The 15975-nt window shown below is 43.5% G+C and carries 13 protein-coding genes; 4 read left to right on the top strand and 9 right to left on the bottom strand.

Annotated elements, in window-relative coordinates:
- Positions 1-36: 36 nt before the first annotated feature.
- Positions 37-780, top strand: coding sequence for an amino acid ABC transporter ATP-binding protein (locus AK823_RS10000; protein WP_068328763.1), 744 nt, complete (start codon positions 37-39; stop codon positions 778-780).
- 351 nt (positions 781-1131) lie between these two features.
- Here AK823_RS10000 and AK823_RS09995 read toward each other — a convergent pair whose 3' ends face one another.
- The 8 genes from AK823_RS09995 to uraD all read right to left on the bottom strand — a co-directional run bounded on the left by AK823_RS09995 (position 1132) and on the right by uraD (position 9009).
- The gene (locus tag AK823_RS09995) at positions 1132-2079 is read right to left on the bottom strand and encodes an EamA family transporter (protein ID WP_068328760.1); all 948 of its coding nucleotides are present in this window, start codon (positions 2077-2079) and stop codon (positions 1132-1134) included.
- Between the two features lie 213 nt (positions 2080-2292).
- Positions 2293-2871: an ureidoglycolate lyase gene (locus AK823_RS09990; protein WP_082785697.1), complete on the bottom strand. Its 579-nt coding sequence runs from the start codon at positions 2869-2871 to the stop codon at positions 2293-2295.
- A 170-nt stretch (positions 2872-3041) separates the two neighbouring features.
- Positions 3042-3878: a bifunctional allantoicase/(S)-ureidoglycine aminohydrolase gene (locus AK823_RS09985; RefSeq protein WP_068328757.1), complete on the bottom strand. Its 837-nt coding sequence runs from the start codon at positions 3876-3878 to the stop codon at positions 3042-3044.
- 55 nt (positions 3879-3933) lie between these two features.
- Entirely contained in the window at positions 3934-4914 is a 981-nt protein-coding gene (puuE, locus tag AK823_RS09980; RefSeq protein ID WP_068328754.1) for an allantoinase PuuE, read from the bottom strand.
- A 48-nt stretch (positions 4915-4962) separates the two neighbouring features.
- Positions 4963-6468, bottom strand: a complete 1506-nt coding sequence (locus AK823_RS09975; RefSeq protein WP_068036973.1) for an NCS1 family nucleobase:cation symporter-1 — start codon at positions 6466-6468, stop codon at positions 4963-4965.
- Positions 6469-6614: 146 nt separating this feature from the next.
- On the bottom strand, positions 6615-8009 hold the full coding sequence (locus tag AK823_RS09970; RefSeq protein WP_068328751.1) for a urate hydroxylase PuuD: 1395 nt from the start codon (positions 8007-8009) through the stop codon (positions 6615-6617).
- Between the two features lie 66 nt (positions 8010-8075).
- The gene (gene uraH / locus AK823_RS09965) at positions 8076-8444 is read right to left on the bottom strand and encodes a hydroxyisourate hydrolase (RefSeq protein WP_068328748.1); all 369 of its coding nucleotides are present in this window, start codon (positions 8442-8444) and stop codon (positions 8076-8078) included.
- A gap of 43 nt (positions 8445-8487) precedes the next feature.
- Positions 8488-9009, bottom strand: coding sequence for a 2-oxo-4-hydroxy-4-carboxy-5-ureidoimidazoline decarboxylase (uraD, locus tag AK823_RS09960; protein ID WP_068328745.1), 522 nt, complete (start codon positions 9007-9009; stop codon positions 8488-8490).
- Between the two features lie 338 nt (positions 9010-9347).
- On the opposite strand from uraD, the gene AK823_RS09955 reads away from it, so the two are divergent.
- Complete coding sequence (locus AK823_RS09955; RefSeq protein WP_228138846.1) at positions 9348-10034, top strand: TetR/AcrR family transcriptional regulator; 687 nt, start codon at positions 9348-9350, stop codon at positions 10032-10034.
- Between the two features lie 146 nt (positions 10035-10180).
- Here AK823_RS09955 and AK823_RS09950 read toward each other — a convergent pair whose 3' ends face one another.
- Positions 10181-11620, bottom strand: coding sequence for a nucleobase:cation symporter-2 family protein (locus AK823_RS09950; protein WP_068328742.1), 1440 nt, complete (start codon positions 11618-11620; stop codon positions 10181-10183).
- Positions 11621-12303: 683 nt separating this feature from the next.
- Between AK823_RS09950 and AK823_RS09945 the strand changes: the two genes are divergently transcribed.
- Together AK823_RS09945 and AK823_RS09940 are read left to right on the top strand one after the other, a co-directional pair.
- Positions 12304-14448: a TonB-dependent receptor gene (locus AK823_RS09945; protein WP_068328738.1), complete on the top strand. Its 2145-nt coding sequence runs from the start codon at positions 12304-12306 to the stop codon at positions 14446-14448.
- A 153-nt stretch (positions 14449-14601) separates the two neighbouring features.
- A complete protein-coding gene (locus AK823_RS09940; protein WP_068328735.1) occupies positions 14602-15951 on the top strand; it encodes a PepSY-associated TM helix domain-containing protein in 1350 nt (449 codons plus the stop codon).
- Positions 15952-15975 lie beyond the last annotated feature (24 nt).

Here is a 15975-nt window from a genome sequence, read left to right as displayed (position 1 = left end):
AATCTTGCTAGTATTATCCGCACAACAGGAACCTTTATGATTCAAGTCACCAATATTCACAAAGCCTTTGGTAGCAATCAAGTGCTCAAAGGCATTGATTTGACCATTCACAAAGGCCAAGTAGTCGTGATATTAGGGCCGTCAGGATCGGGTAAAACCACTTTTTTACGTTGTCTTAATGCGCTGGAGATTCCTGATCAAGGTGTCATTGCGTTTGATGATGGCAGCTTGACGGTCGACTTTGGCACTAAGCCTAAGAAAAAAACCTTGCTGGCACTGCAACGTAAATCAGGCATGGTGTTTCAGTCTTATAATTTGTTTCCGCATAAGACAGCGATTGAAAATTTAATGCTTGGGCCGACGGTGGTACAAGGGCAAAGTAAAGCACAAGCCCGTGAGCAGGCTTTAGTTTTATTGGAGAAGGTTGGTCTATCGGACAAATCGGATCTTTACCCGTTTCAGCTATCTGGTGGCCAGCAGCAGCGAGTTGGTATTGCTCGTGCGCTGGCCATTGAGCCGTCGTTACTGTTGTTCGATGAACCAACTTCCGCGCTTGATCCCGAGCTGGTCCAAGACGTACTCGAGGCGATGAAAAAACTGGCATCTGAAGGCTGGACGATGGTTGTCGTAACCCATGAAATCAACTTTGCTCGTGATGTCGCTGACCATGTCGTCTTGATTGAAGATGGTTATGTGGTCGAAGAGGGCAGCGCGAAGCAGTTATTTGAAGACTCCGAGCACCCAAGGACGCAAGCGTTTTTACAGCGTATTGTGCAGTAATAAGATTAGGGTAATCTAACTTATCTATTAAATCTGTATATAGTCAGTCCTAAATAAAAGCATTACAAAGATTACAACGCGCTACTGAGATAATTTTTCCTTGCTTGCTGTGCCTACGCAGACAGAGGCTGCGCAAAATTTATGTCAGTAGCGCTGTATTTATTTTATAGTGGATTGACTATAGCGTAAATTTTTTTTGAAGCAAAGTCTTAAGCACTCTAAAGAAAATTTTTAGGCAAAAAAAAGTCCCAACTATGATGTCATGGTTGGGGCTTTTTTAATCTAATAAAAATAGCTGCTGCTGTATTCTAAATATTTTGAACGTTAATTTTTAGTAGCGCGTAATAAAAACTAAACTTTTTGCCGTCTTCTTAGCCAACGCGGTACACGCGTGGTAGTACCGTTTAATACGGCATTAAATAAAGCCGCCAATAAAATCAATACCACGCCCACGTATTGAATCCACGATAATGATTGATGTAATAGCATTGTCGCAAGGGCGATAGCAGTCAACGGCTCAAAGATAGTAAATACTGAAGCGCGAGTAGCAGGTAGCTTCTCCAACGCTTTCATATAGAGACCAAAAGGTACGACTGTTCCAAGCAAAGACAGTCCTAAGACGTAGCCCCAAGTAAGCAAAGGCAAGGTTAATAATTGCTCATAGGTGTTATAGGTTTCAGGTAGCAATAGCAGCACACCAGCACTAATGACAATAGAGGTAAAAAATACCAAAGGGGCAGGATGCGCATAATGCATCGCGCGCTTGCCGAGTACTCCGTATAGGGAATAACACACGCCTGATAGCAGTCCGAGCACAATACCCCAATTGGCTTGTGCTTGCTCACCTAACATCGTTAAGCCGACGCCGAATACAGCCATTAGTGCTAGTAATGCCGACTGCCGCGTAATGGATTCACTAAGAAAAAACGCTGAGAAAAGTAAGCTAAAAACGGGCGCAGTATAAAGGAGGGCGACAGCGGGACCAGCACCGACATAAATAACGGCAAAGAAGTAGCATACCGACATACCAAGCACGCCAATTAAAGACTGTAGCGCTAGTCCAAGCCACTGCTTTGGACGTAGCTTAACGAGATGTGGCCATAATTTTGGCAGCATGACAAGGATAAGAAAAGCAGCGGTAACGATGCGCAAAATGGTAATTTGCCAGCCACTAAAGCCGATTTGGTTGAGGTAGGTCGAGAATATCCCTAAAGTACCCCAGCAGACAGCGGCTGTGATAATTTGAATAGTACCTATCCATGATTGCCGCGCTGACATTACGCTACTGGTGTTTGCCATATCGTTCTCTTATTAATGTCCAATTGTCGCCATGTTTTACAAGGCTTTTAGTTGTCCAAACTGTCTGAGCAACAACGCAATATAACTTCTCAAAGGCGGTACTAAAATAAGAAAAGACAACCCGATTGAGGGCTGTCTTTTGTGTGTCATGATTCATTTAATGTTAAAGCTATTGTCTAATGCTTAGTTAATACGAGTCAGCGAAGTATAAACTTAACTATGCTCACTGTTAATTTCACTTTTAGTTGCGCTGTCAGATTCGCTATCAGTTTCACGATCAATTTCAATCTGAACTTGCCAATCATTAATATCAAGCTCATGGCAGTTATTGCCTTCGCCATTGATACGATCAATGACCAAAAAGTCAGAGTTACAACCAAGTGCGAGCAGTGGGTGATGCCAAACGTTGGCATCATATTGCACGCCTTGATGAGACTTGGCATAAAATACTTTTAAATCATCAGCAGACTGGGGTGGCTCGCCCGCAGGCGCAACGACGACAATATAATCTTGACCATGCATCGAAAAGAAAGCTTGCGTACCAAACGGATGATATTCCATCACTGACAAAGCGATAGGAAATTCGCGCTTTTTAGCACAGAAAATACTCATGCCGACATTGCCACCATCAAGCTTAGACTCAGCGATAGCATGATGGCGCTTGGCGTAGCCATTATTAATCTCATAACAATTTTCAGGCGTTTCTTGCTCTTTGTCGTACGGCTCAATAACCTTACCATATGGCGCAAACTCAGCTTTGGTCAAAGGTTTGGCTATGATTGTAGTACTCATGAATTCACCTTACTATGGGTTAGTAATATCTGTTAATTGGTAGAGTCGTTTAATTGGCAGTATCAGCAACTTTACCATAAACCCGTACGCGACTTAAACCGTCATCTGGGAGTAAATGACATACTCGAATTAACGATTATGCCTCTAAACTGTTTATCGTTCTGGATGGGTTATCGTTCTGGGCGAATAAACGGCATATGTCTATTCACATCTTTATATAGTAAGTATCTAAATGGACCAGGTCCGCCAGCGTAACAAGATTGTGGGCAAAATGCGCGCAGCCACATAAAATCACCTGCCTCAACTTCTACCCATTCGCCGTTTAAGTGATATACGGCTTTACCTTCTAGTACATACAAACCATGTTCCATAACATGAGTTTCATCAAATGGAATCACACCACCTGGCTGGAAAGTAACTATATTCACATGCATATCGTGACGCATATCAGATTGCTCTGTAAACCTAGTCGTTGCCCATACGCCTCCTGTGTCCGGCATCTCAATCGCTTCAACATCGTGATCGCTGGTTACAAAGGGTTCGGGCGCATCAATACCTTCTACAAATTGATAAGCTTTGCGGATCCAATGAAATTTAACGTGCTTATCGCTATTGTTTTTCAGCGTCCATTTACATCCCGGCGGTAAAAATGCATAACCTCCCGCTTCAAGATGATGCGATTCACCTTCTATAGTCATATCCATTTCACCTTCAACGATGAATACAACACCTTCGGCTTTTGCATCTAGCTCAGGTTTTTCTGAGCCGCCATTTGGTGCTACTTCAACGATGTATTGTGAGAAGGTTTCTGAAAAACCGCTTAAAGGACGTGCAAGTACCCACATCCGCATTCCTTCCCAAAACGGCAGGTAGCTAATAACAATGTCGGTTAGTACACGTTTAGGAATAATCGCATAAGCTTCGGTAAAGATAGCGCGATCAGATAGTAACTGTGTTTGCGGAGGCAATCCGCCAGTTGGTGCATAATAAGTACTTTTTGTTGACATTATTCATGTTCCTTAGTGGTTTTGTGCCGCGATAAATTTGTGTCTGAGCTCATGTTTACATCCAGTTGGCAGTGTTATCAGCCGTGGCGGGATGGTTTTCATACCAGTGCTTAGCGATTTCGTCGCGGCGGCATATCCAAACATCGGGTTTACTGGTGATGTATTGCAAAAACTGTTTGAGGGCTTTGATGCGACCAGCACGGCCGATAATGCGACAATGTAGACCAATCGTTAGCATTTTAGGGTTATGCGAGCCTTCTTCGTATAAGGTATCGAAGCTGTCTTTTAGATATTGATAAAAGGGTTCGGCGTGCGTAAATCCAGGACTTGAAGCAAAGCGCATATCGTTGGTTTCAAGCGTATAAGGGATAACCAAGTGCGGCTTGCGCTCAATCTTGTTGCCTTCTGCTACCTTCACATTTAGCCAGTAAGGTAGCTCATCAGCGTAAGAGTCGGAGTCATAGATATAACCGCCTTGCTCGGCTACCAGCTCGCGGGTATTAGGGCTGTCACGACCAGTGTACCAGCCCAGCGGCTGCCCGCCAAGCATCCGCTCAAAGATTTTAGTCGCCGCACGCACATGCTCACGTTCGGTCTCACGATACATATATTGATAAGTGATCCAGCGCAGTCCATGACTGGCGATTTCATGACCGTCCTCTAAGACGCGCTCGATAATATGCGGTGTTTTTTCAGCAGCGGCAGCACAAGTAAAGGTAGTAATGGGTAAGCCATATTCTTTAAACACATCTAATACTCGCCAAACACCCACGCGGCTACCGTACTCAAATGCAGACTCTATAGACTGGTGACGATTGTTAAATTCTGGCGTGCCTAAAACATCTGACAAAAAGCGCTCAGACTGACCATCGCCGTGCATGACGCTGTTTTCTGCCCCTTCTTCGATATTTAGTACGAACTGTACAGCAATCTTTGCACCACCTGGCCAATTCGCTTGTGGTGGATTGCCACCATAGCCTTTTAGGTCGCGTGGGTAGGTGTCTTGATTAAAATCGCTGGTGATTTTCTGAGTCATGTTCGATATTCCTTTATTTCAATTGAGATGTTTTTATTACCTAAAGTCTTATGCTTGATTAGGTTTTACGGCGTAGGGACGCATAAGTAGCCAATAAACGATACCACCTAACGCAGCTCCTAATAAGAAACCGTAACCTTCAAGTGAGGTGAGCGAAGGTACCAATACAGTGGCAAGCGAGAATAAAGCGCCAACAGCAAAGGCGATCAAACCGCGAACGTTCCAACCTTTATAATAGTAATAAGCGCCTGTGGGTTTTGCCGAAAACAAGTCATCCATATCGATTTGTTGGCGCTTTATTATATAATAATCGATGACCAAGATTCCGAAGAAGGGCGCAATTACGGCACCGACAGCATTTACAAAACCCACAATACCGATCTTACTAATAAAAGATAACCACAATGCGCCAACGAAAAAAGCGATAACAGCAGTGATTAAGCCGCCCTTACGAAAGTTAATATGTTTAGGAAACAGATTGGCCAAGTCGTAAGCCGGTGGTATGAAGTTGGCGACCATATTGATACCTACCGTTGCGGCAAAGAACGTTAGGGCAGCGACGATAGTTAATGGCAAAGAGTCCACTCGATCAACGATATCTGATGGGTTCGTTAAGGCCTCACCAAATAAGACTAGAGTACCTGCGGTAATGACTAGAGCAATGAAGGAGAAAAACACCATGTTAATCGGCAAACCGAGTAAGTTACCCAGTCTCATATCACGCTCGCTACGCAAAAACCGTGAAAAGTCACCGAAGTTGATGACCACTGCGGCAAAGTAAGCGACCATAGTACCAACGATAGCCGTAAAGGCCTGAAAGGAGCTACCCGTATAATCGCTGCCACTAGCAAAAATGGAGTTAATAGCCGGTAATAACTCTGAGCCTGACTGATACCAGACCACGCCCATCAAGATAACCATCACTACATAAACTAGCGGACCTGCCCAGTTTAAAAAGTGCTTGATAGGTTCAACCCCTGCCCAAAAAAGCAAAATCTGAAACACCCAAACGATTACGAAAGCGAGCCAAGCCGTGCCGTTTAAGCCCAAAAAGGTTGCATCCGAGCTACCCATCATTAATGTTAATAAAATAGCGACCGCAGTGGATGCAAAATAGGTCTGCACGCCGTACCAAAAAATACCAATAATGGCTCGTAATATAGCCGGAAGATTAGCGCCATTGATTCCCATACTAGCTCGTATGAGTACTGGAAAAGGGATACCATATTTGACGCTCGGCTTACCCGTCAAGTTGACCATCAGCATGACGATGAATCCTGAGCAGATAATCGCTGCCATGACCCACCAGCCATTCAGTCCATAACTCAAAAATAAAGAGGCCGCTAAGGTATAACCGAATAAGCTCTGAATATCATTGGACCAAACATTAAATATCGCAAACCAGCCCCAATTACGCTGTTCAGGCTGTAGCGGGGCAAGATCTTCATTATATAATCTTGAGTTTTTGCGTTCTGGATTGAAAGTGTTGCAATCATAGAGCGCGCTGTTGGACTTATTACTGAGCTGACTTCCTTGCTCATTCGCAGTGGACATCCTTTTCTCCCTTTAGATTGGAATCAATCGAAACCAAGATTGTTAACACTTAATAACGGTTATTGTTAACACTTTAAGGATGTCTAGGTCATTGGTCAAGGTAATTGTTTGATTAGTGTTTACTTATCTGTGTTTAGAATGCTCATTTATAACCCGGAAGCATACGCTACAATTTGCTGACGTTCTTCATCCGTTAATTGAGTGAGGTTTCCTAGGGGCATATAGCCACTTTGTACCGCAGTGATGATTTTGGCTTTGTGAATTTTCATGTCTTCGGGTGTCTGGATGATAATACCCGCTGGCGGTGCAGCAAAGCCTTGCTGGGTTGGCTGTGCGGCATGGCAGGTACTGCAGCGCGTGTGCACAACATCCATAATGGCATCGTCAGCTGAGGCCGCCACTGGAATGGCTGCAGCGGTGACATTTTCATCAGAGTCAGCCTTGTCAGTCTCATTAATAGCAGTAGCATTAACAGCTGCAGCACTTGTTATTTCATTGTTAGCATTAGCATTAGCATTAGCATTAGCATTAGCATTAGCATTAGCATTAGCAGTTGGTGGCGTGCTGTCAGTTACTGCAGGCGCAGCAGCGACTGGAGCGCTAGCGGCAGGTAATGGCTCGATTGGCGCTGGACGCATCCAAATAATCAATAACACTGTTAATAAGGCAGGAATCCAGAGGAATTTTGTTTGAGTATTACCTAAATGCTTTTGGTTAAAGTAATGGCGTACAAGGGCAGTGATAATACCTACGAATACCAAGACCAACCAACCGTGTGCATGAGCATACATCATTGGATAATGGTTGCTAATCATGGTAAAGATGAGCGGTAGGGTAAAGTAGTTATTCATTAGCGAGCGGTTTTTTGCTTGTAACGCCAAGTCGGCCACTTCTTTACCTGGTTTTTCACCGCGCCGCACACAATCTACAAGCGCACGCTGAGCTGGCATGATGCCAAAGAATACGTTACCCGCCATTACCGTACCTAAGATAGCACCGATATGAATAAATGAGGCACGATCGCTGAACAGCTGATACGAACCCCACGTCGCGATAATCAATAATATAAAAATAAGCGAGCTAAAGACAAAGGCGTTTTTACCTAAGTGACTGCGAACGATAACTTCATAAATAAAGTAGCTGCCGAATAAGAACAATAAGCTTGTCGATATAGCACCGATACTGCTACCAAAAGCGACTTTGCTGGGGTCAATTAGGTAAGCTGTTGCGTTGGCATAATAGACAATAGAAAGCATTGCCATACCAGTCAGCCACGTCGTATAAGCTTCCCATTTAAACCAGTGCAGGGTCTTGGGCATCTCTTCAGGTTCAAGCTTGTATTTCGCAATCTCATAAAAGCCGCCGCCATGTACTGCCCATAAGTCGCCTGAGATACCTTTATCAGTTTTCCATTGTGGCGGTTTTCGTAAACTCAAATCCAACCAAACAAAATAGAAAGACGCACCAATCCATGCAATCCCAGCGATAACGTGAAACCAGCGAAAAAATAAAGCTAACCAATCGAGAAGATATGCGCCCATGTGGCAAGTGTCCTTTTGTCCAATATTCTTTCATCCAGTGTGTTTTTACACTGAAGTATAATAATTTTACGAGCCGCGATACGTGCTGTAGCCATGTGCGCTAAGTAGTAGCGGTACATGATAGTGACCGTTATCACTTATCATAAAATCGATGACTACTTGAGGATAAAAAGCCGTTAGATTTTGTGCATCAAAATAAGCTTGGGTATCAAACGTTAAGGTATAACGACCAACATCTAAGTGATATTCAGCAATATCAATAGTTGGGTCAAACGACCAGCTATCTGGTGTCACGCGTCCATCAGCGTTGGTGACGCCATTGGCTAATAGTGACGCCTTGCCGCTTGCGCTTACGCGATGTAGCGTCACCGCGATATCGGCGGCAGGTTTGCCAAGATGGATATCTAAGATATGTGATGAGAGAGTACCTGACATGATAATTCCTTTTATATATTGAACCAGTAAGGCAGCGTTTACGTTAAGCGGCGCCTAGCAGCTTCTGTAAGCGTAAACGTGTAATTTTATTTTGCTCAGCAGCGGCATTAACCAGCTCAGTAGCGCGATCATTTGGCAAACGTGCTAACAATAAATCCAGCATTTGCTGCGCTCTCTTGCCCGTTGCAAACACGATAAAGATAAAGCCGAATTTATCGAGATAATCTTGATTGCCTTGCGCCAATGCTGCAATCACATCATCTTCAGCATCATTTGCGCCTGACTGCTCATGCGCGGCACTACCTTGAGTGTTGCGATATTTTTCTTTCAGCGAGTCGACGTTGCCGATTTGTGGATGACCGTCAAACGCCTCAAGCAAATTCGCTTCAGTCGTTTGAGCCTGTTGCCATATTTCATCGCTACGGGTAAGCAAAGTGTCTATATCTGCAAAAGGACGCGCGTTTGCCAAGTCATGTGCCCAGCTGGTACTAGTGCAACAGGTCAATAGGCATGAGGTCGCATCAGCTTGAGATAGTTCATTAAATTGCGGTAACGTTAAGCTCACGGTGACATCCTTTTCTTTTTATACAAAAATTCTAGTAAGATAGAAGCCCAAGGTTCATAAGAGTCTATTAAAGTTCATAAGCATCTATGACGATAGGATAATATTTTTCCCTCAAATAAAGACTATGTGAATCCCGTGCTAAAGTAGTATTGCTTGAGTAGTCATTGGTCTGATATTATATATTCTGCTTAAACCTGACCATTTGGTCAACTACTTTATACAAAATATTTCCATTTATCTTGCTATGTTCCATAAAAACTCATAAAAACTAGGTTTTATCCTAATAAGTTCAATGGAATATGGTTGTTTATCAATAACAATATCTAATGGCTCAATTTATGGCTCAAACTTCTGATCAAACCATGCCACAACAGAACCAAGCGAACGCCTCACCTGTGCCTGAAGCACCTGCCCATCGTAGTCAACAAGATATTCGTGCGCAAAACCAAGCATTGATTCTAGCGGCGGCTGAAGAGGAGTTCGTCTTACAAAGCTATCGCGGCGCGACTATGCAGGGTATCGCTGATCGAGCAGGCCTGCCAAAAGCCAATATTCATTATTACTTTAAAAATAAAAAGAATCTGTACAAGGCGGTGCTGCATTCTATTATTCAAGAATGGAACGAAGGACTGGTCACCATGACGGTAGACAATGACCCTAAAGCCGTTATCGAAAAGTTTGTGCGTACTAAGTTGCATCAAGCATTTGTAAACCCAAACCGGCATAAGCTGTTTGCGCTTGAGGTCATCGGCGGTGCACCGCATCTACATGACTTTATGTCAACGACGATGCAAGAGTGGGCACTTGATAAAATAGAGGTCATGAAGACATGGCATGAGCAAGGTAAAATTGGCATTGCTGATCCATTGCAGTTGTTAATTTTGATTTGGGCCACGACCCAGAGATATGCAGAGTTTGAGACAGAAATTGTCGGCTTGATGCAAAAAAGTGCCTACGATGAACAAGATGAGGCGCGTGCAGCTGAGTTTTTGGTACCGTTCATTTTGCGTGGCTGCGGTCTTTAACAGCAGGTATTGATCCTCGTTTTATATAGCCAAAACCACTTTAACGATAGTAGCTTTGTTAACGCTATATCGCTAAAGTGGTGATTGAGGTGCAGAAAAATTCTCTTCCTGATACTCTTCCTGCGCTCAATTAAATTATAGGCAAATCACAACGCCTGACTTTCTATCTCAATTTCGCTCTGAGACAATTCACGCACGGGCTCTAACTTTTCATCAGCATGTTGCTCTGGCTCATCAAATTCAACACCATAGTTCTTTGGCAAGATCATATCGAGAGCGATAGCAACGATACCTGACATCGTAACTGCTGAGCCAAAAATATTACGGAAAAATTGAGGGGTTTGGGCAAATACATCAGGGACAAAAGCAACACCCATTGATAGACCTAGTGAGGTCGCAATGATTAAGATATTACGATGGGTAAATTCTACGGTTGATAGAATACGAATACCTGCGGTCGCTACCGTTGCAAACATCAGTAATGTCACTCCGCCCACGACGGGCTTCGGTAATTGAGTGAAGATAGCGCCCAAAATAGGAAACATACCCATAGTGAATAAGATAGCACCCACATAAAAGCCAACATAGCGGCTAGCGATGCCCGTCATCTGAATCACGCCATTGTTTTGGCTAAACGTCGTCACTGGGAAGGTATTGAACACCGCCGCAATTAATGAGTTAACCCCATCACCCAAGACACCGCCTTTGATACGTTTTTCGTATAGTGGGCCTTTAATAGGTTCGCCTGAAATCATTGAGGTTGCAGTTAAGTCACCTGAGGTCTCAATACTGGTAATAATATACATAAAAGCGATAGGAATAAAAGCTTGCCAGTCAAAACCAAAACCAAATTTAAAGGGCACAGGCAGAGTAAACACGGGGGCTTCAGATACTAAAGAGAAGTCAATACGTCCCATGAACATCGCTGCAACCAAACCTAGCATTAGCCCAATAAAGATCGCACTAGAGCGAATAACTTTATTATCAATAATACTGATTAGCACCACACTCACCAGTACACCGCCACCTAGTAGTAGGTTCTGCATACTACCAAAGTCCTCAGCACCAACGCCGCCTGCCAAATCAGTCAGACCTACTTTGGTTAATGACAGCCCAATAGTGACAATCACGCAACCAGTAACGATAGGGCTCATCAAAGACTTAAGCTTGGTAATGAACTGACTTAAGAAAATCTCAACGAAGGCGCCAAGAAACGAGACGCCAAAGATGACAGAGAGAATCTCCTCAGGACTACCACCGCGATTTTTTACCACAAAACCTGCTGCCAATACTGCAGCTAAGAAGCCAAAACTGGTGCCTTGTAATGCCATGAGGCCAGAACCTACAGGACCAATCTTGCGAGTCTGAATAAAAGTCGCAACCCCTGATACCATTAAAGACATACTGATGAGGTAGGGGATGTGTTCGCCCAAGCCCAAGACGCCGCCAATAATTAATGAAGGGGTAATAATACCGACAAAGCTGGCTAGTACGTGCTGTACCGCGCCCAAAAATGCTTTTGCAGGAGCAGGACGTTCATGCAGTCCGTATAACAAATCAGGGTTTCCTTGAGTGTGTTCACTCATTTTGGCTTCCTCCTAAAGTGACTTTTAGTCCAATCTCTGTCGGTAATATTAAGCAATACAAGAGACATATGGGTTAGAGCTCCCTATTCATTTAAAGCTCTCTAACGAATCGTATGGCCTATCTATCTAACAAAGAGTCGCACTGATCCTTGTGCTAATAAATAAAAAAGCCAGCCATTATTTATCGATAACAACTATTTATTTATTAATCTCACTAACCGTCATATCTTAAAACCTGACTATTTGGTCAGCTATATTAGGGTATAGCGAAAGGGTGACGCATTGCAACGTTTTTTTTAATATTATTGCGTTTATTTATTCGAGGAAAGTTCTTCATTAGAGCTGTAAAGCATAAATTATTAAATTGATTAGCGCATCGTGAAAGTTGCTAGAAAAGATGAGTATTAAGCGGTTAAGGTAACAAACACACGCGCGCGAATTTTTAATGCTAAATTTCTCACATTAATTATTGCCAAATTGTTAATACTTCGTTATTATGCCTCTCATAATTTAAATGCTAATCATTATCATTAACGTTTACAATGCGATTCGCATGTGCCGCTAGATGACGTTAAAGCATTAAGAAGTATAAACAAGCAGTTCTGGGAAAAGACCGTTGATAAATGGCTTTTAATAGTGATTTTTAAAAATCCAATTCTGATAGTAATTAAAGTGAGTGCGTTATGCGTGAAGTAGAGTTATCAAAGTCGTCAAAACCAGCAAAGCTATCTAGTCGATTGACCGTATTGTCTATGGGTGTGGCAGCGGTATTGTGGTCGCAAGGGTCACAAGCAGCCAGTACAGCTGCTGTAAAAGATATGCCAAGTACGACATTACAGACGATTACTGTGACGGCCAATAGCTCAGTCCGTGATAGTGTACAAGAAGATTCTGTCTACATAGATGACTACACGCCAGCCGCGCAAGCAAGCCATTTAAGTGACTTTTTAGACGTTGTACCAGGGGTTGAAGTCGGTGGTACTTCATCGGTGAACCAGCGTGTACGAGTACGTGGTCTTGATGATACCAATCTAAAAGTAACGATTGATGGTGCACGTCAAGAAGGCGCGATGTTTTATCACATGGGCGATGTCACTATTGACCCAGACCTACTAAAACAAGCAGATGTATCGGTGGGTAATAATTCTGTCACGCTGGGTAATGATGCGATTGGCGGCGGTGTGGCTTTTGAAACCGTCGATGCGGCAGACTTGCTCAAACCTGGTCAAAAGATTGGTGCCAAATTACATGCAGGATATGGCAGTAATAATGACGAGCTACTCACTTCAGCAACTGTCTATGGCGCACCGACAGAGAATGTTGACTTACTGGCTTATTATGGCAAACGTGATGCCAATGCTGGTGAAGATGGCAAGGGGCGTGAGATTCAAACCCAAGATAGCGAAGGCGAAAATATCCTATTAAAAGCGGGTGCCTATATTGGCGATGATCATCATGTTGGTGCTGGCTTTAGCCGTACCGAAAACGAAGGTTTATTCCCATTACGTCCTGATTTTCCAGCGAGCTCAGGCGTGGGTAGTTGGAATGAGATTCTCCCGCAAAAAGTAAAGCGTGATACCTATACGCTAGATTATAGCTATAATCCAGTGAATCGCTTAATAGACGTCGATACCAATGTTTATCAAACAGAAACGAGTATCTCAAGGGATACGGATTATACCGAAAATCTAGGTTATGACTGGGAAGCGGGCGTTAAAACCACTGGTGCTAAAATCCAAAACACCAGTATTATTGATGACGCTATCATCGCGGGCATCACAGGGACGCATAAGCTGATTGCTGGCGTTGAGCACTATAAAAAAGAGTCAGAGATGGCGCGCAACTCTGCCAAAACTGGCACTGATGAAGCAAAAAACACCTCAGTATATTTAGAAGACCAGTGGCAGATGGGTAAATTAACCCTAACGCCGGGCATACGTTATGACCGTTATGAGTCTCCTGAATTTGTATCGGCTGGCAAAACTTACGACAATGTCGTTGGCGCACTGGCTGCCAGTTACGAGATTGCACCGCGTACGCAAGTATTCGCCAGCTATACGCAGCTGTTTAACGGTCCAGATTTAAGCCAAGCTATCTTTAATCAAGATGGTGAAGATACCTATGTTAATAATGACCTCAAAGCAGAAGAAGGCTCGAACGCTGAAGTTGGTATGGCGACGACGCTTCGCGGTCTGACTAGCGCTGATGATGCGCTACGACTGAGTGCCAAATACTTTGAGACCAATATTGAAAACTACCTTGAATTTGTCCGTGCAGGTGGCAGTAGAACGGGTCTAAATTGTAGCACTGGCAAGCCTGGCACTACTGATTCCCCTGAGACATGTCAGGGTGTGATTAACAAAGACGAAGATTTTAAAATCAAAGGTGTTGAGCTTGCAGCCGATTATAAAATAGATAACTTTAACATGGGTCTTAGCTATGCGCGTGCCCGCAGTAAGGGCGAAAATACCGGTTATAACATCGCTTCAGTGAGCGGTAGTAGCTCTGAGTCTGGCGACAAATATATGGTCAACCTTGGTTACGCGCCAACGGACACCACAGAGCTTGGCTGGCGCAGTACCTATGTTGCTTCAGTGACGCCTAATACGAGTGGAGATGATATCGAAAAACCAAACTACGACGTGCATGATATCTTTATGAGCTATACACCAACTCAGGTTGAAGGCTTAAAAGCGACATTAGGCGTCTACAATATCTTTGATGAAACTTATGCCAGCCATGCCTCACGTAACAACGCTTTAGATGATAATTACACGGATTTTGAGATGGGTCGTAATATCAAAACTTCTTTAACGTATCAGTTCTAATCTAACTGCTATTGGTAATATTTAAAAGTCAGCTGTCTTTGTATGAGAGCTGGCTTTTTTCATGCGGGTTTCTTCTTAACTTGGCAGAATTATCAATTAACAGCTACATTCTAATGACCAATCACATGATAAATTAATAAAGAATCAGGACTAATGACATTATTTTCATTTAATCTGCGCCAAACCTGTCTATGGATCCATCGTTATACCGGACTTGCGATGGCCGCTTTTTTAATCATGGCTGGTCTCACTGGAGCGCTGCTAGCATTTTATGACGAGCTGGACGATATGTTCAATCATGAGCTGGTGCATATTGAAGCGCAACGAACGCCGCCATTATCGATCGCTGAGCTGCATGACAAGGTCATTACAAGTTATCCAAAACAGACATTTTCGAGTATGCCAACCTCGATAGCGCCTGACAAATCTGCTGTATTTTTGGTAGATAGAGTAAGAAGCCCTAAAGCGAAATCTCAGCCTAAAGCCCCTTTCCAAGAAGTCTATATCAACCCCTTTACCAGAGAGATTATCGGTACTCGTAATAAGGATGAATGGGCATGGTGCAATACCATGTGGAAGGTGTTTTGGCTACACCGTGATTTGTTGCTGTGTGATATCGGTAGGCTGCTGTTAGGCTTAGTGGCGCTGGTGTGGACGCTTAATTGCTTTATTGGCTTTTATCTTACTTTTCCACGGGCAGTAAAGTCTAATAAAGCCAACTCGGATATTAATAAAAAAACCGTCAGTAAAAAACGTGCTTCATTATTTAAGCGTTGGCTACCTGCTTGGAAAATCCGCAGAAAAACCAATATCTTTAAGCTCAACTATGATCTGCACCATGCGTTTGGATTGTGGCTTTGGCTGATGTTATTTGTCATTGCTTGGTCGAGTGTGGGTTTTAACTTGCAGCAAGTTTATAAACCGGTGATGCAAGCAGTGGTTGGACTTGAAAGCAAAGAAGGTAAAGAAAGAGAAAAAGGTGAGTCAAATAAACCAGATAAATCTAGCGTGCAGGACATGCCAAGTTTTGCGCCAGTTAGTAATGAAACACGTGTTGCTGCTATTGTGAATAAAGCCAATAGTATTGAGTATGTTAGCAAGCAGGCGAATATTGCCGCGCAAAAAAATGGGGTCAGCGTCCAGCAGTTATTGGGATTGCGCTGGGTAGAAGAGGACAAGCAATGGCAAATGCGCTTTAAAACCGATAAGGATGTTGGCAGCCACAGCGGCGCCTCATCTATCACTGTCGATGCCCAAACAGGTAACGTTGAGCGCGTTAATTTTGGTTATCAAAGCTCATTCGGCAGTAAAGTAGACCAATGGTTATCAACGCTACACATGGGACATATTGGTCAAGGCGAAGATGAACAACTTACTCATCGACTGTATCAAGTATTCTTAGCGCTGATAGGTTTGGTCGTGACGATATTATCAGGCACTGGCGTTTATCTGTGGTGGAAAGGTCGGCAACAACGAGGCAAAGCGTTGCGAAAGCTGAAGTAAACATGACCTAATTGAAATGTGCAC

This window comes from Psychrobacter sp. P2G3, assembly GCF_001593285.1.
Classification (GTDB): domain Bacteria; phylum Pseudomonadota; class Gammaproteobacteria; order Pseudomonadales; family Moraxellaceae; genus Psychrobacter.
This window is presented reverse-complemented; position numbering and strand designations above follow the sequence as displayed.